The sequence below is a fragment of the Mycobacterium novum genome (genome assembly GCF_010726505.1).
GTDB lineage: Bacteria > Actinomycetota > Actinomycetes > Mycobacteriales > Mycobacteriaceae > Mycobacterium > Mycobacterium algericum.
The window spans coordinates 460861-486720 of record NZ_AP022562.1; the positions used below are offsets into that span (position 1 = coordinate 460861).

21 protein-coding genes, 2 tRNA genes and 1 pseudogene are annotated in these 25860 nt (G+C 67.8%); 4 read left to right on the forward strand and 20 right to left on the reverse strand.

The features are described from left to right. Positions 1-81 precede the first annotated feature (81 nt). The 13 genes and pseudogenes from rpmA to G6N19_RS02150 form a co-directional block, all read right to left on the reverse strand. Entirely contained in the window at positions 82-348 is a 267-nt protein-coding gene (rpmA, locus tag G6N19_RS02090; RefSeq protein WP_013828401.1) for a 50S ribosomal protein L27, read from the reverse strand. Between the two features lie 12 nt (positions 349-360). Then, a complete protein-coding gene (gene rplU / locus G6N19_RS02095; protein ID WP_013828400.1) occupies positions 361-672 on the reverse strand; it encodes a 50S ribosomal protein L21 in 312 nt (103 codons plus the stop codon). A 150-nt stretch (positions 673-822) separates the two neighbouring features. Continuing rightward, entirely contained in the window at positions 823-3651 is a 2829-nt protein-coding gene (locus G6N19_RS02100) for an Rne/Rng family ribonuclease (RefSeq protein ID WP_408632459.1), read from the reverse strand. Between the two features lie 295 nt (positions 3652-3946). After that, positions 3947-4393, reverse strand: coding sequence for a nucleoside-diphosphate kinase (gene ndk, locus G6N19_RS02105; RefSeq protein ID WP_041319710.1), 447 nt, complete (start codon positions 4391-4393; stop codon positions 3947-3949). 211 nt (positions 4394-4604) lie between these two features. Further along, a complete protein-coding gene (locus tag G6N19_RS02110) occupies positions 4605-4955 on the reverse strand; it encodes a DUF4233 domain-containing protein (RefSeq protein ID WP_013828397.1) in 351 nt (116 codons plus the stop codon). Beyond that, a complete protein-coding gene (gene folC, locus G6N19_RS02115; RefSeq protein WP_193465681.1) occupies positions 4952-6364 on the reverse strand; it encodes a bifunctional tetrahydrofolate synthase/dihydrofolate synthase in 1413 nt (470 codons plus the stop codon). Before folC ends, G6N19_RS02110 begins: the two co-directional genes overlap by 4 nt. Further along, positions 6361-9012: a valine--tRNA ligase gene (locus G6N19_RS02120; RefSeq protein WP_013828395.1), complete on the reverse strand. Its 2652-nt coding sequence runs from the start codon at positions 9010-9012 to the stop codon at positions 6361-6363. The genes folC and G6N19_RS02120 overlap by 4 nt, the downstream gene beginning before the upstream one ends. 192 nt (positions 9013-9204) lie before the next feature. Continuing rightward, positions 9205-9798, reverse strand: a complete 594-nt coding sequence (locus G6N19_RS02125) for a DUF937 domain-containing protein (protein WP_013828394.1) — start codon at positions 9796-9798, stop codon at positions 9205-9207. Positions 9799-9881: 83 nt separating this feature from the next. Further along, positions 9882-11138 carry a saccharopine dehydrogenase family protein gene (locus G6N19_RS02130; RefSeq protein ID WP_041317583.1) on the reverse strand — a complete coding sequence of 419 codons (1257 nt, stop codon included), beginning with the start codon at positions 11136-11138 and terminating at the stop codon, positions 9882-9884. Between the two features lie 81 nt (positions 11139-11219). Beyond that, positions 11220-11453 (reverse strand): annotated as a pseudogene (locus tag G6N19_RS02135) (transglycosylase family protein); the annotation flags it as partial. 971 nt (positions 11454-12424) lie between these two features. After that, positions 12425-13009, reverse strand: coding sequence for a molybdenum cofactor guanylyltransferase (mobA, locus tag G6N19_RS02140; protein ID WP_083036352.1), 585 nt, complete (start codon positions 13007-13009; stop codon positions 12425-12427). 15 nt (positions 13010-13024) lie between these two features. Then, on the reverse strand, positions 13025-14110 hold the full coding sequence (locus G6N19_RS02145) for a 2-oxoacid:ferredoxin oxidoreductase subunit beta (RefSeq protein WP_013828389.1): 1086 nt from the start codon (positions 14108-14110) through the stop codon (positions 13025-13027). Beyond that, positions 14107-16050 (reverse strand): 2-oxoacid:acceptor oxidoreductase subunit alpha, encoded by a 1944-nt coding sequence (locus G6N19_RS02150; RefSeq protein WP_041317579.1) that lies wholly within the window; start codon positions 16048-16050, stop codon positions 14107-14109. The genes G6N19_RS02145 and G6N19_RS02150 overlap by 4 nt, the downstream gene beginning before the upstream one ends. Positions 16051-16499: 449 nt before the next feature. Between G6N19_RS02150 and G6N19_RS02155 the strand changes: the two genes are divergently transcribed. Further along, positions 16500-17633 carry a fatty acid desaturase family protein gene (locus G6N19_RS02155; protein WP_013828387.1) on the forward strand — a complete coding sequence of 378 codons (1134 nt, stop codon included), beginning with the start codon at positions 16500-16502 and terminating at the stop codon, positions 17631-17633. Positions 17634-17660: 27 nt separating this feature from the next. On the opposite strand, the gene clpX is transcribed toward G6N19_RS02155, so the two are convergent. Beyond that, a complete protein-coding gene (gene clpX / locus G6N19_RS02160; RefSeq protein WP_041317576.1) occupies positions 17661-18944 on the reverse strand; it encodes an ATP-dependent Clp protease ATP-binding subunit ClpX in 1284 nt (427 codons plus the stop codon). A gap of 251 nt (positions 18945-19195) precedes the next feature. Here clpX and mmuM point away from each other — a divergent pair, with 251 nt between their 5' ends. Further along, positions 19196-20134, forward strand: a complete 939-nt coding sequence (gene mmuM, locus G6N19_RS02165; RefSeq protein ID WP_013828385.1) for a homocysteine S-methyltransferase — start codon at positions 19196-19198, stop codon at positions 20132-20134. 25 nt (positions 20135-20159) lie between these two features. Here mmuM and clpP2 read toward each other — a convergent pair whose 3' ends face one another. The 4 genes from clpP2 to G6N19_RS02185 form a co-directional block, all read right to left on the reverse strand. Further along, the gene (gene clpP2 / locus G6N19_RS02170; protein ID WP_013828384.1) at positions 20160-20807 is read right to left on the reverse strand and encodes an ATP-dependent CLP protease proteolytic subunit ClpP2; all 648 of its coding nucleotides are present in this window, start codon (positions 20805-20807) and stop codon (positions 20160-20162) included. Then, a complete protein-coding gene (gene clpP1 / locus G6N19_RS02175) occupies positions 20804-21382 on the reverse strand; it encodes an ATP-dependent CLP protease proteolytic subunit ClpP1 (RefSeq protein ID WP_013828383.1) in 579 nt (192 codons plus the stop codon). The genes clpP2 and clpP1 overlap by 4 nt, the downstream gene beginning before the upstream one ends. Before the next feature lie 106 nt (positions 21383-21488). Next, a complete protein-coding gene (tig, locus tag G6N19_RS02180; protein ID WP_013828382.1) occupies positions 21489-22937 on the reverse strand; it encodes a trigger factor in 1449 nt (482 codons plus the stop codon). A 55-nt stretch (positions 22938-22992) separates the two neighbouring features. Further along, a tRNA-Pro gene (locus G6N19_RS02185) sits at positions 22993-23069 on the reverse strand. Between the two features lie 125 nt (positions 23070-23194). Between G6N19_RS02185 and G6N19_RS02190 the strand changes: the two genes are divergently transcribed. Both G6N19_RS02190 and G6N19_RS02195 read left to right on the forward strand, forming a co-directional pair. After that, positions 23195-23265, forward strand: a tRNA-Gly gene (locus G6N19_RS02190). A 36-nt stretch (positions 23266-23301) separates the two neighbouring features. Continuing rightward, positions 23302-24525 carry a serine hydrolase domain-containing protein gene (locus G6N19_RS02195; RefSeq protein ID WP_013828381.1) on the forward strand — a complete coding sequence of 408 codons (1224 nt, stop codon included), beginning with the start codon at positions 23302-23304 and terminating at the stop codon, positions 24523-24525. A gap of 30 nt (positions 24526-24555) precedes the next feature. Here G6N19_RS02195 and G6N19_RS02200 read toward each other — a convergent pair whose 3' ends face one another. After that, positions 24556-25359: an Fpg/Nei family DNA glycosylase gene (locus G6N19_RS02200; protein ID WP_013828380.1), complete on the reverse strand. Its 804-nt coding sequence runs from the start codon at positions 25357-25359 to the stop codon at positions 24556-24558. A 13-nt stretch (positions 25360-25372) separates the two neighbouring features. Then, a complete protein-coding gene (locus G6N19_RS02205) occupies positions 25373-25852 on the reverse strand; it encodes a ribose-5-phosphate isomerase (protein ID WP_081465638.1) in 480 nt (159 codons plus the stop codon). Between the last annotated feature and the right edge of the window lie 8 nt (positions 25853-25860).

Here is a 25860-nt window from a genome sequence, read left to right on the forward strand (position 1 = left end):
CACACGCCGAGCGTGCAACCACTGCGAAATTTGTCGCCCATTTTCGCAGTCAGTGCACGTTCGCGGCGCGGGGCCGGTTGGTTAGCTCTCGACGCGGGCGACAGGAACAATGTTGACGGTCTTGCGGCCGCGCTTCAGGCCGAACTCGACCGCACCGGGAGCCGTGGCGAACAGCGTGTCGTCGCCGCCGCGACCGACGTTGATGCCGGGGTGGAAGTGGGTGCCGCGCTGCCGCACCAGGATCTCGCCGGCTTTGACGACCTGGCCGCCGAACCGCTTGACGCCGAGTCGCTGCGCGTTCGAGTCGCGCCCGTTGCGTGAGCTGGAAGCGCCCTTCTTGTGTGCCATCTCGTTCGCTCCCTACTTGATTCCGGTGACCTTGAGCACGGTCAGCTGCTGACGGTGACCCTGCCGCTTGTGGTAGCCGGTCTTGTTCTTGAACTTGTGGATGCGGATCTTGGGGCCCTTGGTGTGCTCGAGCACCTCGCCGGTGACCGCGACCTTCGCCAGCTTGCCGGCGTCGGTGGTGACGGTGGTGCCGTCCACGACCAGCGCGACCGGCAGCGAGACCGACGAACCCGGCTCCGAATCGAGCTTCTCGACCTTGACCACGTCACCGACGGCAACCTTGTACTGCTTGCCGCCGGTCTTGACGATTGCGTACGTCGCCATCGTTGGTTTCTACCTCTGCTTCTCGGGCGCGCACGCCATCGGGACTTGCGCAGGTGTCTGGGGTTCTGTCCGCCGAGCTGTGGCTATCCCGCCTGGCGACAACTGGTCTAGGGTACGTGACCAGCGGCTAAGGGGTCAAACCGGCCTTGCTCAACTGGGCGGCCCCGCCGGCCGGGCAGCCGCCCGTCGCCGCCGGGGACGTTCGTAGGGCGCCGCCGCGGCCAAGGTCTCCTGGCCGGACTCGTCGTCATCGGCGTCGTCTGCCTCGTCGATGACGTCCAGATCGTCGTCGAAGTCGTCGTCATCGTCGTCGAGGTCGACTTCGACCTCTTCGTCGGTGTCCTCGGTGTCCTCGCCGTCGTCGGTGTCGTCAGCGTCGTCGCTGTCCTCGCCGTCGTAGGAGTCGTCGGCGTCGTCCGTGTAGTCGGTGTCCTCGGCGTCGTCCGCGTCGTCGGTGTCCTCGGCGAGCGCGGTACCAGGCAGTTGCGGCTCGTGCTCGACGGCCGGCCGTGGCTCCCCGGCCGCCGACGCCGCGGTGGCCTCGACCTCGGTGTCGTCGTCGGACTCGTCGTCGCCGCGGTCACTCGCCGCGGCCATCGCCTTGAACATCGGGTGGTCACCGGGGGTGTGCGCCGGCACCTTCGCCACGACCGGCTCGTCGGCCTTGGGCTTCTTCGACCGTCTGCTGCGACGGCTGCTCGGTTCGGACCTGCGCCCGGGTGCCGCCGAGTCGACCGGGTCGGCATGCAGCATGATGCCGCGCCCGGCACAGTGCTGACACGACGTCGAGAACGCCTCGATCAGCCCGGTGCCCAGCCGCTTGCGGGTCAGCTGCACCAGGCCGAGCGAGGTCACCTCCGACACCTGGTGGCGAGTGCGGTCGCGGCCCAGGGCCTCGGTCAGCCGGCGCAACACCAGGTCACGGTTGGACTCCAGCACCATGTCGATGAAGTCGATGACGATGATGCCGCCGATATCGCGCAGCCGCAGTTGCCGCACGATCTCCTCGGCGGCTTCCAAGTTGTTCTTGGTCACCGTCTCCTCGAGGTTGCCCCCGGAACCGGTGAACTTGCCGGTGTTGACGTCGACGACCGTCATGGCTTCGGTCCGGTCGATCACCAGCGTTCCACCCGAGGGTAGCCAGACCTTGCGGTCCATCGCCTTGGCCAGTTGCTCGTCGATGCGGTGCACGGCGAACACATCCGGCCCGGCCTGGCCCTCCGGACCCTCGGGCGCGGTGTAGCGGGTCAGCTTCGACACCAGTTCGGGCGCCACCGAACCCACGTAGTCGTTGATAGTGGCCCAGGCGTCGTCACCGGACACCACCAGCTCGGAGAAGTCCTCGTTGAACAGGTCCCGAATCACCTTCACCAGCACATCGGGCTCTTCGTACAGCGCCACCGCCGCGCCGGCGGCCTTGCTCTTGGTCTCGGCCGCGGTCGCCTCGATCTGGTTCCAGCGCTCCTGGAGGCGTTCCACGTCGGCGCGGATGTCTTCTTCTTTGACGCCCTCCGACGCGGTGCGGATGATCACGCCGGCGTCGGGGGGCACCACCTCGCGCAGGATCTCCTTGAGCCGTTGACGCTCGGTGTCGGGCAGTTTGCGGCTGATCCCGGTCGACGACGCGCCCGGCACGTACACCAGGTAGCGGCCGGCCAGCGACACCTGGGTGGTCAGCCGGGCACCCTTGTGCCCGATCGGGTCCTTGCTGACCTGCACGACAACATAGTCGCCGGGTTTGAGCGCCTGCTCGATCTTGCGGTTGGCGCCACCGAGGCCGGCGGCCTCCCAGTTGACCTCGCCGGCGTAGAGCACGCCGTTGCGGCCCCGACCGATATCGACGAAGGCGGCCTCCATCGACGGCAGCACGTTTTGCACGATGCCCAGGTAGACGTTGCCCACCAGCGACGTGGAGGCGGCCGAGGTGACGAAATGTTCGACCATGACGCCGTCTTCGAGCACGGCGATCTGGGTGTAGCGCGCGCCGGTGTGCGGTGGCTCGGTGCGGACCCGGTCGCGAACCACCATCCGGCGTTCGACGGCCTCGCGGCGGGCCAGGAACTCGGCCTCGCTCAGAATCGGCGGCCGGCGGCGCCCGGCGTCGCGGCCGTCGCGGCGACGCTGCCGTTTGGCCTCCAGCCGCGTCGAGCCGGTGATGCCCTGGATCTCGTCGTCCGAAGAGCTCTTCTCGCTCTTGGTGCTCCTGGTGGTCTTTCGCGGCGTCCGTTCGTGCACGACGGTGTTCGGCGGGTCGTCAGACGACCCGGTGTCCTCGTCATCGCCGTTGCCGGTTTTGCGCCGACGCCGGCGGCGCCGACGCCGGCTGCCCGATTCGTCGGCTGCATCACCGTCGTCGTCGCCGGTGTCCTCGGCGTCCGAGGTCTCGTCGGACTCGGCGGCCGAATCGTCGTCGTCGGTGTCGGCGGCGTCGGCCACGTCGTCCGAGGCAGCGCCGTCGGAGCCGCGGCCCCGGCCGCGACCGCGCCGGCCGCGACGGCGACGCCGACTGGCGGGCCGGTCGCCGTTCTCGTCGTCGCCGTCGGAGCCGAGGTCGTCGTCATCGTCGGACTCGGCGTCGGCCTCCCGAGGCGGCGACGGCTCGAACGTGACCGGTTGCGGCGCCACGAACAGCGGCATGTAGTCGACCCGCGCGTTGGCCGCCTCCGGGGCGGTCTCCAGCAACAACCGGGACTCCGGCTCGTCGACGGCGTCCCCGGACTCGCCGGGCACCTCGGTGGTGGGCGGTTCGGTGGAACCCAGCAGGTCGCGAACGCGGACCGCTTCGACCCGGTCGACACTGGAGTGGGCGCTGCGCGCCCGTCCGTCCAGCTCGGTCAGCGCGTCGAGAACCCGTTTACTGGTGGTGCCCAGAACCCGCGCCAGGGAGTGGACCCGCAGGCGATCCGGCAGCTCCTCCTGCTCGGTCGGCCCCGCTGATACGTCGGAAAAAGGGCTCTTAAAAAGAGACGGGTCTGCCACGTATTCTCCTCAAGCCCCCGGGCGCGTCGTTGCGACGCGGCCACGCGAGGGCTTCTCGTTATTCGCCCGGCTCACTTCCCCGGGCTTGTGGTGGTCTCGCTCCGAGGGGCTCGGGTGGAACCGACTCGGTGCCTGGCTGAATGAGGACCGGCGATCGGCGCCGCATCACATCTCGCGACCGTCGCACTCGCCTAAGTCTTCATTCGGGTGTCGGACACCGGTCCGGTGACGTTCACCCATTGGCCAGTATCCCACACAACCGGACCAAGCCGGACGAAAGGCATTAACTCCGACGTCAGGCCAGTGTCATCGGGGCCGTCGGCGCCGACGGCTTCAAGTCGGGAAACCACAGCGCGATCTCGCGCTCGGCCGACTCCGGCGAGTCGGAGCCGTGCACCAGGTTGAACTGGGTCTCCAGCCCGAAGTCACCGCGGATGGTGCCGGGCGTGGCCTTGGCCACCGGGTCGGTACCGCCGGCGAGCTGCCGGAACGCCTCGATGGCCCGCGGCCCCTCCACCACGGCCGCGACCACCGGGCCGGAGGTGATGAAGTCCAGCAGCGAGGCGAAGAACGCCTTGCCCTCGTGTTCGCCATAGTGCTGCCGGGCCACCGCCTGCTGCACCGGCCGCAGTTCCAGCGCCGCCAGCGTCAGGCCCTTCTTCTCGATCCGGCTGATGATCTCGCCCACCAGTCGGCGGTTGACGCCGTCCGGCTTGATCAGCACCAAGGTCCGCTCAGTCATGAAGCGCCGCTCCTCATCCATTGCTCCGTGTCCCTCGCCGCCGGGCGGCCGGGTACCCCACCGGTCGTCGCCAGCGGCCCGGGCGACAGCGTACCGAATCGCCGCTCGGCCACGAGCGGTGCCGATACGCCGTTCCTCAGCGTCGCTTCGCTCCGCCTCGTCACTGGCGGTGCCGATACGCCGTTCCTCAGCGTCGCTTCGCTCCGCCTCGTCACTGGCGGCGCAACACCTCGGCACGGAAGTGCGCGATCAATCCCCACACCACGGCGAACACCAGCCCCATGATCCCCACCGCAGGATAGACCACGAAGCCAGCGACCAGCACCAGTTGCAGACCCAGATTGGCCCAGATCGCCCAGGGCCGCCCCTGGATACCGGTGAACAGCAGCAACACCAGCGCCAGCCCGAGCAGGTAGGCCAGCGACACCGGCGAGAGCCCGCCGCCGACCACGTGGACCACCGGCAGCGCCAACAGCACCACGATCGCCTCGAGGATCAGCGTCGCCGACATCACGCCGCGGAAACCGCGCCATGGATCGGGCGCCGCCGTTGGGTCGCTCATGCCGGATCCTTTCCGAACAAGGTGCGGGCGGCACCGGCGGTGACCACCGAGCCGGTGATCACGATGCCGGTTCCGGTGGTGTCGCCGTCCGAGTCGAATTCGTCGACCAGTGCGGTCGCGGTGTCGATGGCGTCCTCGAGCGTGTCGGTGGTCACCACCCGGTCTTCACCGAACCACCGTATTGCGACGGCAGTCAGCGTCTCGACATCCACCGCACGCGGGGAACCGTTGTGGGTCACCACGATTCGATCAAAAACCGGTTCCAAAGCGGCGAGGATGCCGCCGGCGTCCTTATCCCCCAACACGCTGACCACGCCGACCAGGAAGCGGAAGCCGAAATCCTCGGTCAGCGCCTGGGCCAGCACGGCGGCGCCGGCCGGATTGTGGGCGGCGTCGATGAAGACGGTGGGTGAGCTGCGCATCCGCTCCAGCCGGCCGGGACTGCGCACCGCGGCGAAGCCCGCCCGAACCGTGTCGGCGTCGAGCTGGCGCTCGGCGCCCGCCCCGAAGAACGCCTCCACCGCCGCCAGGGCAAGCACCGCATTGTGCGCCTGGTGCTCGCCGTGCAGCGGCAGGAAGATGTCCGAGTACACCCCGCCCAGGCCCTGCAACTCCAACAGCTGACCACCGATCGCCAGTTGGCGGCTGCGTACCGCGAACTCGGAGTTCTCCCGCGCGACCGCGGCGTCGGCGCGCACCGACTGCGCCAGCAGCACGTCCATCACCTCGGGTGTCTGACGGGCGATCACCGCGACGGTGTCGGTCAGTTCGTCCGACGAGCGGTGGATGATGCCGGCCTTCTCCGCGGCGATCCCGGCGATGTCGTCACCGAGGTAGTCGACGTGATCGACACCGATCGGGGTGATGACCGCGACGGGTGCCTCGACGACGTTGGTGGCGTCCCAGCGGCCGCCCATCCCGACCTCCACCACGGCGACGTCGACCGGGGCGTCGGCGAACGCCGCGAAGGCCATCCCGGTGAGCACCTCGAACTTGCTCATGGCCGGCCCGTTCTCGGCTTGCGAAGACGCGTCCACCATGTGCACGAACGGTTCGATCTCAGCGTAGGTCTCCACATATTTGGCGGGACTGATCGGCACCCCGTCGATCCCGATGCGCTCGACCGCCGACTGCAGGTGCGGACTGGTGGTGCGCCCGGTGCGGCGAGAAAACGCCGTCAGCAACGCGTCGATCATCCGTACCACCGAGGTCTTGCCGTTGGTGCCGGCGACGTGAATCGACGGATACCCTCGCTGCGGGGAGCCGAGCAGTTCCAGCAGGGCGTTGATCCGGGTCAGGCTGGGTTGGATCTTGGTTTCGCCCCAGCGCTGATCGAGCAGGTGCTCGACCTGCAGCAGCGCCGCGATCTCGTCCGGTGTCGGCTCGGCACCGACCGGGTGCTCGGTCATGCCAGGGCCGAAAGACGCGCGGTGATCCGGTCGACCTCGTCTCGGGCCAGTTGCTGGCGGCCCCGGATCTTGTCGACGACGGCTTCCGGCGCCTTGGCCAGAAACGCCTCGTTGCCGAGCTTTGCCGCGGTGGCCACCAACTCCTTCTCCGCAGCGGCGAGATCCTTCTCCAGGCGCCGGCGCTCGGCGGCGACATCGACGGTGCCGGAGGTGTCCAGTTCCACCACGACGGTGCTGGTGCTGTGGGCGGCGCCCAGCCGCACCTCAACCGTGGCCGACGGTGCGAAATGCGCGCCGGGCTCGGTCAGCCAGGCCTGCGAGGTCACCGCGGCCACCTGGGTGGCCAGGTCGGCGTCGTCGATACCGGACAGCCGGGCCGGGACCTTCTGCCGGTCACGCAGCCCCTGGTCGCTGCGGAACCGACGCACCTCGGTCACGAGCTTCTGCATGTCGGTGATCCGTTGCGCGGCAACACGGTCCAGGATGATTCCCGACGGCTCGGGCCAGTCGGCGATCACCAGTGACTCTGCGCCGGTGAGTTCCTGCCACAGGGTTTCGGTGACGAAGGGGATCACCGGGTGCAACAACCGCAGCAACGTGTCGAGCACCGCGGCCAGCACAGCGGTGGTGTGGGCAAGCCCTTGACCCAGCTGTGTCTTGGCCAGCTCGACATACCAGTCGCAGAACTCGTCCCACGCGAAGTGGTACAGCGCCTCGCAGGCCCGGCCGAACTCGTAGCCCTCGAAAGCCGAATCCACCTCGGCGCGAACCTCTTCCAACCGCCCCAGAATCCACCGGTCAGCATCGGTGAGCTCGTCGAGCGCCGGCAACGGGGCCGGTCGCGCGCCGTTTATCAGTGCGAATCGAGTGGCGTTGAACAGCTTGGTGACGAAGTTGCGCGACGCGCGGGCATGGTCCTCGCCGATCGACAGGTCGCCGCCGGGGCTCGCGCCGCGAGCCAGCGTGAACCGCAGGGCGTCGGCGCCGAATGCGTCCACCCAGTCCAGCGGGTCGATGCCGTTGCCGCGGGACTTGCTCATCTTGCGCCCGTGCTCGTCGCGGATCAGGCCATGCAGGAACACGTTCTCGAACGGCACCTTGCCGCCCTGCAGGGCGGGATCGTCGGCGACGAAGGTGCCGAACATCATCATCCGGGCGACCCAGAAGAACAGGATGTCGTAGCCGGTCACCAGAACCGTTGTGGGATAGAACTTCTCCAGCTCCGCAGTGGCGTCGGGCCAGCCCATCGTGGAGAACGGCCACAACGCCGAGGAGAACCAGGTGTCGAGCACGTCGGGGTCCTGCTCCCAGCCCTCCGGCGGGGTCTCGTCCGGTCCGACACAGACCTTCTCACCGTTCGGCCCGTGCCAGATCGGGATGCGGTGACCCCACCACAGCTGCCGGGAGATGCACCAGTCGTGCATGTCGTCGACCCAGGAAAACCAGCGGGGCTCCAGGCTTTTCGGGTGGATGACGGTGTCGCCGTTACGCACCGCATCCCCGGCGGCCTTGGCCAGCGAGGAGACGTTGACCCACCACTGCATCGACAGGCGCGGCTCGATGACCTCGCCGCTGCGTTCGGAATGCCCGACACTGTGCAGGTAGGGCCGCTTCTCGGCGACGATGCGTCCTTGGCCGGCCAGCGCTTCGCGCACCGCGACACGCGCCTCGAAGCGGTCCATGCCGTCGAACTGCGTGCCGGTTCCGGTGATCCGGCCCTTGGTGTCCAGGATGGTCGGCATCGCCAGCTGGTGCCGCAGCCCGATCTCGAAATCGTTGGGGTCGTGGGCGGGGGTGACCTTGACTGCGCCGGTGCCGAATTCGGGGTCTACGTGCGCGTCGGCGACCACGCCGACCTCCCGGTCCAGGAACGGGTGCGGGAGGCTGGTCCCGACCAGGTCGCGGTACCGGTCGTCGTCGGGGTGCACCGCGATCGCGGTGTCGCCGAGCATGGTTTCCAGCCGGGTGGTGGCCACCACGATATGGGGTTGGGAGTCGTCGAGGGAGCCGTACCGGAACGACACCAGTTCGCCCTCGATGTCGTCGTATTTGACCTCGAGGTCGCTGATCGCGGTCTCGAGCACCGGTGACCAATTCACCAGCCGCTCGGCCTGGTAGATCAGGCCCGCATCATAGAGACGCTTGAAGATGACGCGGACCGCGCGGGACAGCCCGTCGTCCATGGTGAACCGCTCACGGCTCCAGTCCACCCCGTCGCCGATCCGGCGCATCTGGGTGCCGATGGTGCCGCCGGATTCCCGCTTCCAGTCCCAGACCTGCTCGACGAAGCCTTCGCGTCCCAATTCCTCCTTGGTCTGCCCGGCGGCGTTCAGCCGCCGCTCCACCACGCTCTGCGTGGCGATACCGGCGTGATCCATGCCCGGCAGCCACAACACCTCGTAGCCCTGCATCCGCTTGCGGCGGGTCAACGCGTCCATCAGGGTGTGGTCGAGCGCGTGCCCCATGTGCAGGCTGCCGGTGACGTTCGGCGGCGGAAGCACGATCGAATAGCCGGGCTTGGTGCTGGCCGGGTCCGCGGTGAAGTAGCCGGCATCGACCCAACGCTGGTAGATCGCGTCCTCGACCGCACTCGGCTCCCAGGATTTGGGCAGGTGTTCGGTGTTGGCAGCGTCGGGGGTGGCGGTCACCGCTTAATTCTAGGAACGACGGCCCACCGCGCGTGACAGCCCCCGGACCCGGCGATCTAGCGAGGCTCGACGAAGGAGAGCCGAAGCTGGAAACGCCGCATGAACCGGCGATTTAGCGAGGCTCGACGAAGGAGAGCCGAAGCTGGAAACGCCGCATGAACCGGGACCGGTCCGGGGGCCGGCGACGAGTGGTTACTTCTTGCCGCCGAGCAGTCCGCCGAGGATGTCGCCGATAGCGCCGCCGGTCTTGCCGCCGATCATGTTGCCCAGGATGCTGCCCATCGACTGGTTCTGGGCGCCGCCGCCGGAGCTCGCGCCGCCCAGGATGCTGCCGAGGATGTCCCCGAGGCCGCCGCCCCCGGAGGCCTGCTGCTGGGCCGGCTCGGCCTTCTGGCCCGTCAGTTGCTTGCCGATGTAGGCGAGCACGATCGGAGCGATGATCGGGAGCAGCTTTTGCAGCAGGTCGTTGTTGCCGGCGCCGGCACCCGACAGCGCCGAAGCGACCTGGCTGGTGTCGTTGCCGCCGAAGATGGTCGAGATCACCTGCTGCCCTTCGGCCTGGTTGCCGGCGAACGCGTTGCCCAGCAGCCCCTGCGCCGCGAAGCTGCTGGCCTTGCTGGCGATGTCGTCGGCCTGGCCCGGGTCCTGGGCGTTCTGGCTCAATCCGCCGACCAGCACCGGCACCAGGGTACGGATGGTGTTGTCCACCTCACCCGAATCGGCGCCGAGTTGATTGGCGATGTCTTGTACGGGGATCTGCGCGAAAAGATCGTCGAGGCCGGCCATGAAAGTTCCACCTTCGTTGCTGGGTGCTGCCGTGACAGCGGTCGAAAACGACATTAGCGGAAAGCGCCGCCAGCCCGCACCGGTCAGTTCAGCCGTGAAACGTCCAGCGTGACGCCCGCCGCGCGGAGTCGGGCCAGCAGTGCGTCACCCATCGCAGCCGCCGGGGTGAGCACCCCGAAGCGGTCGGGCAAAGCATCGCGGTTCAACGCCAGCGCCAGCCCACTTTCGGCCAGCAACACCGACGTCGCCTGGTAGCCGGGGTCGCCCTGCTGCGCCATGTCCGCCACGTAGCGGGCACCGGTGCTCGTGGTGGTGTAGGTCTCGACGCGGTAATAGCCATTCTCACGGCGGCTCTGGCTGGGGCCGGTGCCCGGCTTGGGCAGCACCCGCTCCACCAGTCGGCGCGGCAGCAGCCGGAAGAACCGGCTGCCGAGTCCGACGGTGACGGCGCTGATTCCGGTCGCCAGTCCCGACAGCGCCGGAGCCACCGCCGACGAGCCGACGCTCATGTGCTCGGCGTAGCGGAACCGCCGGCCGTAGGCCCACTCCAACAGCCCGTTGCTGCGCCGCACGATCCGGGTGTTGTAGGGCGCCATGACGAAGCCGGCGGTCCAGATGCCGGTGAGTTCGGGGGCGATGTCACGTCCGCGACGCCAGGGCAGGTCGGGCTGCGCGCCCAGGTCGGGCTCGGCGCCGCGATCGTCACTGAGGGTGTAGGGGTCGAAGAGTTGACGTCGGGCGTCGGCGTCGGTGGAGGCGGTCCGCAGCACCTCGGTCATCGAGGCGATGGTGCCGCCCGAGAGACCGCCGGAGAACCCCCGCACGACGAAATCGGTGTTGAGCAGTTCGCCGGCGCCGTCATCGCGGGCCGCCCGGTAGAGCGCATAGACGCTCAGATCCGACGGGATGGAGTCGAAGCCGCAGGCGTGCACGATGCGCGCCCGGTTGTCGACGGCCTGTTTCTGGTAGGTATCGATGCTCTCGCGCACGAACATCGCCTCGCCGGTGAGGTCGACGTAGTCGGTGCCCGCCGCCGCACACGCCGCGACCAGTGGCATTCCGTATCGGGTGTAGGGGCCGACGGTGGTGATGACCACCCGGGTGCGGGCCGCCATCGCCTCCAGCGACGCCGGTTTGTCGGCGTCGGCCACCACGATCGGCCAGTCCTGCGCTGCGCTGCCGATCTCATCGCGGACGGCGCGCAGTCGCTCCGCCGAGCGGCCGGCCAACCCGACGCGGGTCTCGCCCCCGACGCGGGCCAAGTATTGGGCGGTGAGCTTCCCGACGAAACCGGTCGCCCCGTAGACGATGACGTCGAGTTCACGTGGCGTCTCAGACATGGATCCGACGCTACCCGCCGCACCGGGTTCCGAAGACGGCGACGGCGCCGGGTTCATCGCCCGGCGCCGTCGTCTGGAAGGTCAGCCGCGGCGGCCGCAGACCGGCCACGCGCCGATGCCCTGGCTGCGCAGCACGTTCTCGGCCACCCGGATCTGCTCAGACCGACTGGCGTTGTGGGGCATGCCGCTGCCGCCGTTGGCGCGCCAGGTGCCGGCGTTGAACTGCAGACCGCCGTAGTAACCGTTGCCGGTGTTGATCGACCAGTTGCCGCCGGACTCGCAGGCCGCGATGGCGTCCCAGTTGACGCTGTCCGCCCTGGCGGTCGCGTCGGACAGTGCCACCGCACCGGTGATCAGCGCGCCGGCGATCGCGGCCAGGGTGAGGGGCTTACGGACGTTCTTCAACATCGTTCCTTTCGCGGTGCGCGCTCCGAAGTGCAGCCGGGATGGCCCTCAGGCGAGATTGATCTTCGAGACGTGCCGTCTAGGTCAGGCACGACAGCGGGGGCAAGGGCTGCCCGCCGGGATGACACCCGGCACCGCGGAAGCATTCATGGGGCCGCCCGCGGCCCCGCTCACACGCGGTTCCGTGGATTCAATTTGTTTGCCCTGCATTCGGGCGAGGGGAAACTTACGAAACGTTCATGCGAGAAGTCCAACCGCATGACGCGGGCATTTCGGAGGGATAACGAAACCATCACACCAGCGCGGGGAATGGTTTCACCAGGTCACCTATTGCTTTTAGTCTTTCTAAGCGTTTGCCGCCCGGATCGTTTTTCGTGAGTCAAATCACGGATATTTTGTGGGCTGGAGCACTGACGCCGCGTGCCCACGACGGGCCGGACTGCGCTAGCTCCCCTGCAACTTGCAGCTCAAGGCCTGAATGGGGGTACGTATCGCCCTCGCCCGCTACCCGGGACACTGCGGGCGAGACAGTCGGTGATCAGCGTGGCGAATGAGCGGCATCACCGCGCTGCTATCGGCGAAAGATCCAATTACGACCGAGAGGGACGAGACCGGCTTCCGGCCGGGTCGCCATGCCCGCCGCGGTGGAGAACAGCATGACTTCTGCTGCACCACAATAGTTTTCGCCGGATGATCAGCACCCTTCGATCGCCGGCGGCCGAAGGGCCCTCGAGTTTTGATAAAGGTCCTATTTCACAGCGATAACACGAATGTTTATTCAACGCGCCGGCAGCGGAACTGAATCCATTCCATCGCCCCCGTCACCGTATTTGCTGTCCTCATTCCCGTCCTTGCCGGCGGCAGACGTGCCGCGGGCGGGCTCAGCAGAGGCCGGCGATGTCATCCGGAGAGTTGAGGTTGGCCAGCGGCGCCGGATCCTCGAGTTCGACCCGCTGCGCCTCGACCATGTCGACCAATGCCCCCACCCGGCGCTGCCCATCGGCGACCAAGGCGTCGATGGATCCGGCCAGTGCCGTCCGGTACACCGCGGCCAGGTAGTGGTCCCGACCAGCTCGGGGCAGCACCACGTCGGCACCGGGATGTGCGTCGGCGAGCAGGCCGATCAACGCGGGCACCAGAAACGGCATGTCGACCGCGCAGACGAACGCCCGCTCCGCGCCGGCGCGCGCGGCGGCACGCAACCCCAGGCCGACCGCGGGCAGCGGCCCCAGCCCGGGAACCTCGTCGCGCAACACCTGGGCCGGCAACGCGGGAAGGGCCTGCCCTGGGGCGGCCACCACGAAGATCGGGTCGCAGCACTGGGCGACCACTGACACCAGGTGCTCGACCAGGGTCCGGCCGCCGAACCGGCCCGCCACGGTCAGGGTGGCCTTGTCACGGCCCATCCGGCGCGATGCGCCACCGGCGAGCACGACGCCGGCGAGACCGGCCCGTCGGCCGGTCATGACCTCAGGCTCGCCTCAATCCACGGTCCAGGTGTCGCGGCCACGCAACAGCGCCTGCAGAGCGGCGGTGTCGTGCGAGCTGGCCTGGCGGGCTTCGGCGACCTGCGCGCGCGCCAGGTCGTCGTAGGTGGGCTTGTTGATCTTGCGGAAGATGCCCATCGGGAAATGCGACAGATCCTGCTCGGAGAGCCGTGACAACGCGAACGCGTAAGACGAGTCGGCCAGCGTGGCGTCGTGCACCACGATCTGCTCGGCCGAGACGTTGGCGGTCTTGGCGACCTCCAGCCCGAAGCCCGACTTGATCACGCAGTACTCGTCCTCGGCGCCGAAGGTGATCTTCTCACCCTGCCGGACGTTGATGATGCGGTTCTCCGCACCCTCCTTGCGCAGCAGGTCGAAGGAACCGTCGTTGAACACCGGGCAGTCCTGCAGGATCTCCACCAGCGCCGAGCCGCGGTGTTCCATGGCACCGCGCAGCACTTCGGTGAGGCCCTTGCGGTCGGAGTCCAGGGCGCGGCCGACGAAGGTCGCCTCGGCACCGATCGCCAGCGAGACCGGGTTGAACGGGTTGTCCAGCGAACCGAACGGTGTGGACTTGGTGATCTTGCCGGTCTCCGACGTCGGCGAGTACTGGCCCTTGGTCAGCCCGTAGATCCGGTTGTTGAACAGCAGGATCGTGAGGTTGACGTTACGGCGCAGCGTGTGGATCAGGTGGTTGCCGCCGATCGACAGCGCGTCGCCGTCGCCGGTGACCAGGAACACCGACAGATCCGGACGGGCGGTCGCCAGCCCGGTGGCGAACGTCGGGCCACGGCCGTGGATCGAGTGCACCCCGTAGGTGTTCATGTAGTACGGGAACCGGCTCGAGCAGCCGATGCCGCTGACGAACACCACGTTCTCGCGGCGCACCCCCAGCTCGGGCAGGAAGTTGCGGATCGAGTTGAGGATGGCGTAGTCGCCACAGCCCGGGCACCAGCGCACCTCCTGGTCGGAGGTGAAGTCCTTGGACTTCTGCGGCTCGTCGGTGGTGGGCACGCCGGTCAGGGCGGTCAGCCCCAGCTCGGTGCCTACCAGGGAGCTGGCGGGTTCGGTTGTGGTCATGAATTCGCTCCTGCTGTACTGCCCGCGATGGTCACCGCCGCGGCCGTGGCCAGCGACGCCTTCTCGTTCTCTCGCTCGGCCAGCGTCCCGGCCAGCGCGTCGTCAATGATCGCCTCGACCTCGTCGGCGAGGAATGCCTGACCGGCCACCTTGGTCACCGACTGGATGTCGACCAGGTAGCGGCCGCGCAGCAGCAGCGCCAACTGGCCCAGGTTCATCTCCGGCAGCACCACCTTCGGGTAGCGCCGCAGCACCTCGCCGAGGTTGGCCGGAAACGGGCTGAGGTGGCGCAGGTGAGCCTGCGCGACCTTGACGCCGCCGCGCCGGGCCCGCCGGCACGCCTCGGCGATCGGGCCGTACGAGCTGCCCCAGCCCAACATCAGTAGCTCGGCGTCACCGGTCGGGTCGTCGACGACCAGGTCGGGCACCTTGATGCCGTCGATCTTGGCCTGCCGCAGCCGCACCATCAGGTCGTGGTTGGCCGGCTCGTAGGAGATCGCGCCAGAGCCGTTGGCCTTCTCCAGACCGCCGATGCGGTGCTCCAGACCGGGGGTGCCGGGGATGGCGAACTGCCGCGCCAGGGTCTGCGGGTCGCGCGCGTAGGGCGCGAAGTCCTCCCCCGCCTTGGCCAGGTTGCGTTCGATGGGCTCGATCGCGCTGATGTCGGGGATGCGCCACGGCTCGGAGCCGTTGGCGATCGCGCCGTCGGAGAGCAGCACCACCGGCGTGCGGTAGGTCAGCGCGATCCGGACGGCCTCGATGGCGGCGTCGAAGCAGTCCGACGGCGTGCAGGGCGCCACCACCGCGACCGGTGACTCGCCGTTACGGCCATAGAGCGCCTGCAACAGGTCGGCCTGCTCGGTCTTGGTGGGCAGCCCGGTCGACGGACCGCCGCGCTGGACGTTGATCAGCAGCAGCGGCAGTTCGGTCATCACGGCCAAGCCCAGCGCCTCGGCCTTGAGCGCCAGGCCCGGGCCGGAGGTGCTGGTGACGCCCAGCGCACCGCCGTAGGAGGCGCCGATCGCCGCGCCGATACCGGCGATCTCGTCTTCGGCCTGGAAGGTCAGCACGTTGAAGTTCTTGTGCTTGGACAGCTCGTGCAGGATGTCCGACGCCGGGGTGATCGGGTAGGTCCCCAGCAGCACCTGCGTGTCGGCGAGCTGACCGGCGGCGATCACACCGTAGGCCAAGGCGGTGTTGCCCGAGATCTGGCGGTACTCGCCCGGCGGCAGCTTGGCCGGTGAGATCTCATAGGTGGTGCCGAACGCCTCGGTGGTCTCGCCGTAGTTCCAGCCCGCCTTGAGCGCCAGCACGTTGGCGTCGGCGACATCGGGCTTCTTGGCGAACTTCTCCCGGATGAACTGCTCACTGGTCTCGATGGGCCGGCCGTACATCCACGACAGCAGGCCGAGCGCGAACATGTTCTTGGCCCGCGCGCCGTCCTTCTTGGTGGCACCGATCGCCTCGACGGCGCCCAGGGTCAGCGAGGTCATCGCGACCGGAACCACCACGTAGTCGGAGAGCGCCTCGGTCTCGAGCGGATTGGCCTCGTAGCCGATCTTGGCCAGGTTGCGCTTGGTGAACTCGTCGGAGTTGACGATCACCATCCCGCCGCGCGGCAGGTCGCCGATGTTGGCCTTCAGCGCCGCCGGATTCATCGCCACCAGCACGTCGGGGCGGTCACCGGCGGTGAGGATGTCGAAGTCGGCGATCTGGATCTGGAACGACGACACGCCCGGCAGGGTGCCCTGCGGGGCGCGAATCTCGGCCGGGTAGTTGGGCTGGGTCGCCAGGTCGTTGCCGAACAACGCCGCTTCGGAGGTGAAGCGGTCGCCGGTGAGCTGCATGCCGTCGCCGGAGTCGCCAGCGAAGCGGATTACTACTTTTTCGAGTTTTTGGCGCCCGGGCGCCGACCCGGCTCCGTTACCGCTCGGACCCACGGCCCCCGCCTTCCATCACTGTCTGACCGGGCCCGCACAGCGCGACTGGCGCAACCCACACGTTTTTCTGTCACTGGCAGTACCGATTATTGCACCGTTCTTAGAGACAGTTCGACGCCACACCGTATCGGAACCCCACCGACTTACCGGCAAACGCCGACGTCAGGATGGAGTTCGCGCCCGGCCGAGACCAAGAATGTGGTTTTCATCACTATAGGTGGCGACCGAACTTTAAGAAAGTTCACTACCGACGAGTAACGGTTGTCAACGTCCCGTCGTCGCCAGCGCATGAACGGCGGCACAGTTCTACCGTGTCGTGCCGCAGAGCAATGCTGTTCACCAGCGGCTCCCGCGCCCGCCGCTCATGTCGCCTCGAGGCGGATCGTCGCGTAGGGTGCGGGCCAGAACGACAAAACAGCCCTGGCTCCCACCACCCTAGGACTCCTCACGTGGCAATCAGCCAGGTCGCCAACTACGCGCATCTCAGCGAATCCGACGTCGAAGCGCTTGGCCTCGAGCTGGACGCGATTCGCCGTGCCGTCGAAGCCTCCCTCGGCGCCAAGGACGCTGCTTACATCCATCGCACGATCATGTTTCAACGGGTGCTGGATGTCGCGGCGCGGTTGGTGATTCACCGTAGCAAGACCGTGCTGGGTTGGACGGTGGGCACGGCCGCCCTCGCGGTGGCGAAGTGCGTCGAAAACATGGAGATCGGCCACAACGTGACTCACGGCCAATGGGACTGGATGAACGATCCCGAGATCCATTCCAACACTTGGGAATGGGATATGACGGCCGTCTCGTCACAGTGGCGCTACTCCCACAACTATTCCCACCACGTCTTCACCAACATCATTGGGATGGACGAGGACATGGGGTTCGGCATCATGCGGGTCAGCCGTGACCAGCCCTGGGGGCCGGGCAACCTCCTCCAGCCGCTGGCCAACTTGGTGCTGGCGGCGATGTTCCAATGGGGCGTCGCCCTGCACACCCTGGCTTCTGGGCGTAGCCGCGCCCTGACCGACGCCGAGAAGTCCGCGGCCACCCGAATGTTCTTCCGCAAAGCCGCCCGCCAGGTGACCAAAGAGTATCTGCTATTTCCCGCACTCGGTGGACGGCGCTGGCGCCGGACCCTGGCGGCCAACGCGGGCGCCAACCTGATCCGGAATGTGTGGGCGTACCTGGTGATTTTTTGCGGCCACTTTCCCGACGGCGCCGAAAAGTTCGACCCAGCGGTGCTGAAGCGGGAGACCCGCTCCGAATGGTATCTGCGACAGATGCTGGGCTCCGCGAACTTCGACGCGGGACCTGTTCTGGGATACTTGAGCGGCAACCTGTGTTATCAGATCGAGCATCATCTCTTCCCCGACCTGCCCAGCAACCGACTGCCAGAGATCGCGGTTCAAGTGCGTGCGTTATGCGACAAGTACGACCTGCCGTACACCACTGGTCCGCTGCCGCGCCAGTACCTGATGGTTGCCCGCACCATTGTCAAGCTGGCACTGCCTGACCGACTCCCGGCAGCCGGCCCAAAAAGCCGCGATTCTCGGCGGCGCCGACTGCGAGCCGCCCCGAAACCCTGAAACGGATCGCCGCGCCGGCGGTTCGAGTCAGGCGCTCTTGTCGCGGCGCTCGCTGCGCGAGGCCTTGCGCGGCACGATGGTCGGTAGCACGTTGTCCTGCACCGTTTCCTTGGTCACCACGACCTTGGCGACGTCGTTGCGGCTGGGGATGTCATACATCACCGGCAGCAGCACTTCTTCCATGATCGCCCGCAGGCCGCGCGCACCGGTGCCGCGGTGGATGGCCTGGTCGGCGATCGCCTCCAGCGCGTCCTGGCTGAACTCCAGCTCCACCCCGTCCATCTCGAACAGCCGGGTGTACTGCTTGACCAGAGCGTTCTTCGGCTCCGAAAGGATCTTGACCAACGACTCCATGTCCAGGTTCGTCACCGAGGCCACCACCGGCAGCCGGCCGATGAACTCGGGGATCAGGCCGAACTTGATCAGGTCTTCGGGCATCACCTCGGCGAAGTGGTCGACGGTGTCGACCTCCGCCTTGGACCGGACCTCGGCGCCGAAACCCAAGCCGCGCTTGCCGACCCGGTCGGAGACGATCTTCTCCAGCCCGGCGAACGCGCCGGCCACGATGAACAGCACGTTGGTGGTGTCGATCTGGATGAACTCCTGGTGCGGGTGCTTGCGGCCGCCCTGCGGCGGAACCGACGCCTGGGTGCCTTCCAGGATCTTCAGCAGCGCCTGCTGCACGCCCTCACCGGAGACGTCGCGGGTTATCGACGGGTTCTCGCTCTTGCGGGCGATCTTGTCGACCTCGTCGATGTAGACGATGCCGGTCTCGGCGCGCTTGACGTCGTAGTCGGCGGCCTGAATCAGCTTGAGCAGAATGTTCTCCACGTCCTCACCGACGTAGCCCGCCTCGGTGAGTGCCGTCGCATCCGCTATCGCAAACGGGACATTGAGCATCTTGGCTAGCGTCTGGGCCAGGTAGGTCTTGCCGCAGCCGGTGGGGCCGAGCATCAAGATGTTGGACTTGGTCAGCTCGACCGGCTCGCCGGAGCGGGAATCACGGCTCTTCTCACCGGCCTGGATGCGCTTGTAGTGGTTGTAGACCGCCACCGCCAGCGTGCGCTTGGCGGTGTCCTGACCGATGACGTAGCCCTCCAGGAAGTCCCGGATCTCAGCGGGCTTGGGCAGCTCGTCGAGCTTGACGTCGTCGGCGTCGGCCAGCTCCTCTTCGATGATCTCGTTGCACAGGTCGATGCACTCATCGCAGATGTAGACGCCCGGTCCCGCGATGAGCTTCTTGACCTGCTTCTGGCTCTTGCCGCAGAACGAACATTTCAGCAAGTCCCCGCCGTCTCCGATGCGCGCCATGGTGCGTGAGGACCTACTTCCTGTTCGCCGTCCGTCGTCGGGGTACCGGTGTCTGGCCCCGACGCTACCCGCTTGTTCCGGTGCGAGGCGACCGATAAGGCCGAATCGCGTCGTTGGTATTCGTTGCTGTCCGTGTGCTCCAAGAAGATATCGCCCCAACTGCCCCACCCGGCGCGTGACGCGCTGGCGTGGCGTGAGCGAATCGTCGGCGTTACCCCGCTGTGAGGCGAGCGGCACCGCGGAGCCCTACAGTGGCGAACGTGGGGTTCGCCGTGCCCGACGATACCGTGATTGTCGCCGATGGCGGGTTGGCCACCGAACTGGAGGCCCGCGGCTTTGATCTTTCCGGGGACCTCTCCGACCCGCTGTGGTCGGCCCGCCTGCTGCTCGATGCCCCCGACGACGTCGCCGCGGTGCACGCCGCCTTCTTCGCCGCCGGGGCGGCGATCGCGACCACCGCCAGCTATCAGGCCAGTTTCGACGGATTCGCCGCCCGCGGCATCGACCGCCGGACCGCCGAAAGGCTGCTGCGGCGCAGCGTGGACCTGGCCCGCCTGGCCGGTGGCGGCGCGCGTGGGCACCGGGTGGCGGCATCGGTCGGCCCGTACGGCGCCGCGCGCGCCGACGGCTCGGAATACGTTGGCCGATACGGGCTTTCGGTCTCGGAGTTGACGGCCTGGCACCGCCCCCGACTGGAGGTCCTGGCCGATGCCGGGGCCGATGTGCTCGCGCTGGAGACCGTCCCGGACGTCGACGAGGCCGAGGCACTGATGCGCCTGGTGAGCGAGGCCGGCGTTCCGGCCTGGCTCAGCTACACCATCGAGGGCACCTCGACCCGCGCCGGCCAACCGCTGACCGACGCGTTCGCCGTCGCCGCCGGGGTGCCACAGATCGTCGCGGTGGGAGTGAATTGCTGCGCCCCGGACGATGTCCTGCCGGCGATCGAGATCGCCCGCGAGATCACCGGAAAGCCGGTGATCGTCTACCCCAACAGCGGGGAGAGCTGGGACGGCCACCGTTGGGTGGGGCCCAAGACGTTCTCGGCGCGGTTTGCCGCGCAGTGGGTCGCCGCCGGGGCCCGCATCGTGGGCGGCTGCTGCCGGGTCGGACCGGCCGATATCGCTGCCGCCGCAGCCGCATTACGCCGAACGTGCACTCAGCGCGAAAATCCAGCCGGAGATTCGCAGTGAGCGCACACTCGGCGGGGAGGTACCCCTAGGCCGTTTGCGCCGAGAGCTTGCGGTACTCCAGCACCGTGTCGATGATCCCGTACTCCTTGGCGTCTTCGGCGGTCAGGATCTTGTCCCGGTCGGTGTCCTTGCGGATCACCTCGGGGTCCTTGCCGGTGTGACGGGCCAGGGTGGACTCCATCAGCGTCCGCATCCGCTCGATCTCGGCGGCCTGGATCTCCAGGTCGGAGAACTGCCCCTGGATCACCCCGGACAGCGACGGCTGGTGGATCAGCACCCGGGCGTTGGGCAGCGCCATCCGCTTACCCGGCGTACCGGCCGCCAGCAACACCGCGGCCGCCGAGGCGGCCTGCCCCAGGCAGACGGTCTGGATGTCGGCCCGCACGTACTGCATGGTGTCGTAGATCGCCATCAGCGACGTGAACGAGCCGCCCGGCGAGTTGATGTACATGGTGATGTCACGGTCCGGGTCAAGCGACTCCAGCACCAGCAACTGCGCCATGATGTCGTTGGCCGACGCGTCGTCGACCTGCACGCCGAGGAAGATGATGCGCTCCTCGAACAGCTTGTTGTAGGGGTTGGACTCCTTGACGCCCCAACTGGAGTGCTCGACGAACGACGGCAGGATGTAGCGGGCCTGCGGTGCGATGGCTCGCAAGGTCTCGGGGTTCATGAGGCATCTCCGTTGACGTGGGCGCGGGTGATGATGTGGTCGACGAAGCCGTATTCCAGGGCTTCCTGGGCGGTGAACCAGCGGTCACGGTCGGAGTCCGCCTCGATGCGCTCGATCGGCTGACCGGTGAACTCGGCGTTGAGCCGGAACATCTCTTTCTTGATGACCGCGAACTGTTCGGCCTGAATGGCGATGTCGGCGGCGCTGCCGGTCACCCCGCCCAGCGGCTGGTGCATCAGGATCCGGGCGTGCGGCAGGGCGTAACGCTTGCCCTTGGTGCCGGCCGCGAGCAGGAACTCGCCCATCGAGGCGGCCATCCCCATCGCGTAGGTGGCGACATCGCACGGCGCGAGCACCATGGTGTCGTAGATCGCCATTCCGGCGCTGATCGAACCGCCCGGGGAGTTGATGTAGAGCGAGATGTCCTTGGTGGGGTCCTCGGCGGCCAACAACAGAATCTGCGCGCACAGCCGGTTGGCGATGTCGTCGTCCACCTGCGACCCCAGGAAGATGATGCGTTCTCGCAGCAGACGCTCGTATACGGAGTCGACGAGGTTCAGACCGGGCTGGCTCACAGTTGGATACCTGCTTTCTCGAGATTCATATGCCGAGACATGCTTACGACCCTAACGAACCGGCGCGGCTGTAGGCGGCCCGAACCGGCTTCGTTCGCTTACAGCGTCACTCGTCGGATGCCGCCCCGGCTTCGACCGCGTCGTCCGCGGCACCGGCCGGCTCGTCGGCGACGGCCGCCTCGGCTTCATCGGCCTGAGCATCATCGGCCTGAGCGTCATCGGCCTGGGCGTCGGCGCCGCCACCGAAGAACTCGGCGGTGTCGATCTCGTTACCGTCGGTGTCGCTGACGGAGGCGGCGCGCACCGCCGCTGCCAGCGCCATACCCCGGCGCACGTCGGCGAAGACCGCGGGCAGTTGGTTGTTCTGCTGCAGGAACTGCATCAGCTGCTGCGGTGCGACGCCGTACTGCCGCGACATCAGCACCAGGTGCTGGGTGAGGTCGTTCTGGCCCACCTGGATCTCCAGCTCGTCGCCGAGCGCGTCGAGCAGCAGCTGCGTCTTGACGGACTTCTCGGCCTCGCTGCGGGTGTTGGCGTCGAACTCGGCGCGCGAGGAGCCCTGCTCGGCCAGCGACTCCGCGAACTTGTTCTCGTCGTGGTCCACCGCGTGCAGTGCGTTGTGCAGCGCATTGTCGACGTGGGCCTGCACCACCGCCTCGGGCAGCGGCATCTCGACCTGCTCGACCAGGGCCTCCAGCGTCGCCTCGCGTACCTTTTCGGCCTGCTGGATGCGCTTGGTCCGGCTGACCTGCTCGGTGAGGTTCTCCCGCAGCTCGCCCATGGTGTCGAATTCGCTGGCCAGCTGCGCGAACTCATCGTCGGCCTCCGGCAACTCACGTTCCTTGACCGACTGCACCGTCACGGTGACCTCGGCGTCCTTGCCGGCATGCGGGCCGGCCGCCAGCTTGGTGGTGAAGGTCTTGTCCTCACCGGCTGACATGCCCACGATCGCGTCGTCAAGGCCTTCGATGAGCTGACCCGATCCGACCTCGTGCGACAACCCCTCGGTGGCGGCGCCTTCAACCACCTCGCCGTCGACCGTCGCGTCCAGATCGATCGAGACGAAGTCGCCCTCGGCTGCGGGCCGGTCGACACCGGTCAGCGTGCCGAATCGGGCACGCAGCGCGTCCAGCTCGGCGTCCACCTCGTCGTCACCGACCTCGATCGGGTCCACGCTGATCTTGAGCTGCTCCAGGTCGGGCAGCGTGATCTCCGGTCGCACGTCGACCTCGGCGGTGAAGGTGATCTGGTCGCCGTCGTCGAGCTTGGTCACCTCGATCTCGGGCTGACCGAGCGGCTTGAGCTCCGAACTGGTGACCGCCTCGCTGTACCGACTCGGCAGCGCGTCGTTGACCACCTGCTGCAGCACCGCGGCACGGCCGAAACGGGCCTCGATGAGCTTGGCGGGTGCCTTGCCCGGCCGGAAGCCGGGCATCCGCACCTGCTGGGCCAGCTGCTTGTAAGTCCGCTGGAAGTCCGGCTCCAATTCGGTGAACGGCACCTCCACGTTGATGCGAACCCGGGTGGGGGTCAGCTGCTCGACGGTGCTCTTCACGGGCGTACTCCTCGATATCGTTGACGGTCTGTCGTGCCGGTGCGGCGCGCGCTGCTGGTCGGGGTGACAGGATTTGAACCTGCGGCCTTCCGCTCCCAAAGCGGATGCGCTACCAAGCTGCGCTACACCCCGCACTGACCAGGCGATCCTACGGCCCGGCGACAACGGCAAGACAGCCGCCCGGACCTGACGGCCGCAGCGGGGAGTGCCAATTGGATTTGAGGTCGGCAACGCCGGTACAGTCTGGCCTGGATATTGCGGGCGTAGCTCAATGGTAGAGCCCTAGTCTTCCAAACTAGCTACGCGGGTTCGATTCCCGTCGCCCGCTCGAAACGGGGATTTTCCCTGGCAGGAAGGCACGCCTATGGGCGGCACCCAGCACGTCCGGATTCACGGGTCGTGCTCGCCGCGCTTCGAACGGGTGCGGTACGAGTTCGAGCGCAATTTCACGCTGCGCGACGAGCTCGGCGCTGCCGTCGCGGCATATGTCGACGGGGAACTCGTCGTCAACCTGTGGGCCGGCTCGGCCGATGTCGACGGTCAGCGCCCCTGGCAGGAAGACACGCTGAGCACCGTGCTGTCCGGCACCAAGGGGCTGACCAGCACCTGCGTGCACCGGCTCGCCGAGGGCGGCGAACTGGACCTCCGGCGACCGGTGGCCCACTACTGGCCGGAGTTCGGCCAGGCCGGCAAGGGCGACATCTCACTGGCGATGGTGTTGGCGCACCGCTCCGGGGCGATCGGGCCGCGCGAACCGATGCACTGGCGCGACGTCACCGACTGGGACCTGGTCTGCCAGCGGTTGGCGGCCGCCGAACCGTGGTGGCGACCCGGCACCGCGCAGGGCTACCACATGACCACCTACGGCTTCATCATCGGCGAGGTCGTCCGCCGCGTGACCGGTATGACGGTGGGCCAGTATCTGCACAGTGAAGTCGCCGGCCCGCTCGGCGCCGAGGTCCACATCGGCGTGCCGGCCGACCAGCAGCCTTACCGCTGCGCCGACCCGGTGGGCAAGCCGACGATCCGCGAGATGCTGGCCTCGGCCGGCGCGCCCAAGCGCCCCACCTCGCTGGACCACCATTCCAAGGCGGGGCTGGCGGTGGCGATGGGGTTCGCCCCCGACGACGAGATCGCCACCAACGACCTGACGCTGTGGCGGCAACTGGAGTTCCCCGGCACCAACGCCCAGGTCTCCGCGCTGGGCATGGCCACGTTCTACAACGCACTGGTGCAGGAGAAGCTGCTCAGCCGTCCCACCATGGACCGGCTGCGGGTGCTGCAGGGCGGCACCGAAACCGATCTGGTGCTCGGTCCCCGAGTCGCCGAACACGGGTGGGGCATGGGCTACATGCTCAACGCCCAGGGCGTCAACGGACCCAACCGGCGGATCTTCGGGCACGGCGGTCTGGGCGGGTCGTTCGCGTTCGTCGATCTGGAGCACCGCATCGGCTACGGCTACGTGATGAACCGGTTCGATCACACCCAGGCCAATGCCGACCCGCGCAGCGTGGTGCTGTCCAACGAGATCTACCGGGCACTCGGGGTGCCGATTCGCCCTCGGCGTGAAACGGTCTACGACGACTGACGCGCTGCCCTCGGTGACGCGCGCACTCGCCTAGCTCTGGCAGGACGGGCACCAGAACACGTTGCGGGCCTCCAATTCCGCGGTGCGCACGGTGTTCCCGCACAGCCGGCACGGGTCGCCGGCTCGGCGATACACATAGGTGCGCGGCTTGCCGGGCGCGTACGCCGGTGCACCGTGATCATCTTCGGGCCGGACCACCACGATGTTGCCGCGCCGCAGCCCCACTTTCATCAACGCCACCAGATCGGTCCAGACCGCGTTGAATTCCGCTTCGCCGATGGCGGTGCCGGGCCGGAACGGGTCGATCCGATGCCGGAACAGCACCTCGCTGCGGTAGACGTTGCCGACGCCGGCGAGCACCGACTGGTCCATCAACAGCGCGCCGATAGTTCTGCGGGACTTGCCGATTCGCTTGAAGGCCAGCGCCGGGTCGGCATCGCCGCGCAGCGGATCCGGCCCGAGCCGCGCGATCACATCAGCGGCGAATGCCTCGTCGACCACCTCACAGGCCGCCGGACCGCGCAGATCGGTTCCATAGTCGACGCCGATCATGCGCATCCGCACCTGGCCCACCGGGTCGGGTATACCACCGTCCGACAGGTGGAACTCGGTGAAGTGCCCGTAGATGCCCAAGTGGACGCGCACGATCGGTCCGCCGGCGTAGTGGTGGAACAGGTGCTTTCCCCAGGCCTCCGCACCGGTGAGCACTCGTCCGTCGATCGCGGCGGCACCGGCTTCGAACCTGCCCTGCGGACTGGACACCGCCACCGGGGCGCCGCCGAAACGCCGTTGATGCAACCGAGCCAGCCGGTGCAGGATGTGCCCCTCCGGCATGGCGGCAGTCTCGTCAGGCCGGGGCGCCGGGCACCGGGGGCGCCTCGTGGCTGCGTTCGTAGGCCGCCAGAATGTCGATGCGCCGCTGATGGCGTTCGGCTTCCGACCACGGTGTGCTCAGGAACGCATCCACGATGGCGAGCGCCTCGGCGGTGGAGTGCATACGGCCGCCAATACCGATCAACTGCGCATTGTTGTGCTCGCGGGCCAACTTTGCCGTCTCGGTGCTCCACGCCAGCGCACAACGCGCCCCGGGCACTTTGTTGGCCGCGATCTGCTCGCCGTTGCCGGAACCGCCGATCACGATTCCGAGGCTGCCCGGGTCGGCGACCGTGCGGGCGGCCGCGGCGATGCAGAACGCCGGATAGTCGTCCTCGGCGTCGTAGGCGAAGGCCCCGCAGTCGACCGGCTCGTGCCCGGCCTGCTTCAGGTGCTCGAGGATCTGCTCTTTGAGCTCGTAGCCGGCGTGGTCGCAGCCGAGGTAGACGCGCATGGCGGTCA

Excerpts from the sequence above, each read along its gene's own strand:
- rpmA (WP_013828401.1), bottom strand. The coding sequence starts at position 348 with ATGGCACACAAGAAGGGCGCTTCCAGCTCACGCAACGGGCGCGACTCG.
- rplU (WP_013828400.1), bottom strand. The coding sequence starts at position 672 with ATGGCGACGTACGCAATCGTCAAGACCGGCGGCAAGCAGTACAAGGTT.
- ndk (WP_041319710.1), bottom strand. The coding sequence starts at position 4,393 with ATGACTGAGCGGACCTTGGTGCTGATCAAGCCGGACGGCGTCAACCGC.
- G6N19_RS02110 (WP_013828397.1), bottom strand. The coding sequence starts at position 4,955 with ATGAGCGACCCAACGGCGGCGCCCGATCCATGGCGCGGTTTCCGCGGC.
- folC (WP_193465681.1), bottom strand. The coding sequence starts at position 6,364 with ATGACCGAGCACCCGGTCGGTGCCGAGCCGACACCGGACGAGATCGCG.
- G6N19_RS02125 (WP_013828394.1), bottom strand. The coding sequence starts at position 9,798 with ATGGCCGGCCTCGACGATCTTTTCGCGCAGATCCCCGTACAAGACATC.
- G6N19_RS02130 (WP_041317583.1), bottom strand. The coding sequence starts at position 11,138 with ATGTCTGAGACGCCACGTGAACTCGACGTCATCGTCTACGGGGCGACC.
- mobA (WP_083036352.1), bottom strand. The coding sequence starts at position 13,009 with ATGACCGGCCGACGGGCCGGTCTCGCCGGCGTCGTGCTCGCCGGTGGC.
- G6N19_RS02145 (WP_013828389.1), bottom strand. The coding sequence starts at position 14,110 with ATGACCACAACCGAACCCGCCAGCTCCCTGGTAGGCACCGAGCTGGGG.
- clpX (WP_041317576.1), bottom strand. The coding sequence starts at position 18,944 with ATGGCGCGCATCGGAGACGGCGGGGACTTGCTGAAATGTTCGTTCTGC.
- clpP2 (WP_013828384.1), bottom strand. The coding sequence starts at position 20,807 with ATGAACCCCGAGACCTTGCGAGCCATCGCACCGCAGGCCCGCTACATC.
- G6N19_RS02195 (WP_013828381.1), top strand. The coding sequence starts at position 23,302 with ATGGGCGGCACCCAGCACGTCCGGATTCACGGGTCGTGCTCGCCGCGC.
- G6N19_RS02200 (WP_013828380.1), bottom strand. The coding sequence starts at position 25,359 with ATGCCGGAGGGGCACATCCTGCACCGGCTGGCTCGGTTGCATCAACGG.
- G6N19_RS02205 (WP_081465638.1), bottom strand. The coding sequence starts at position 25,852 with ATGCGCGTCTACCTCGGCTGCGACCACGCCGGCTACGAGCTCAAAGAG.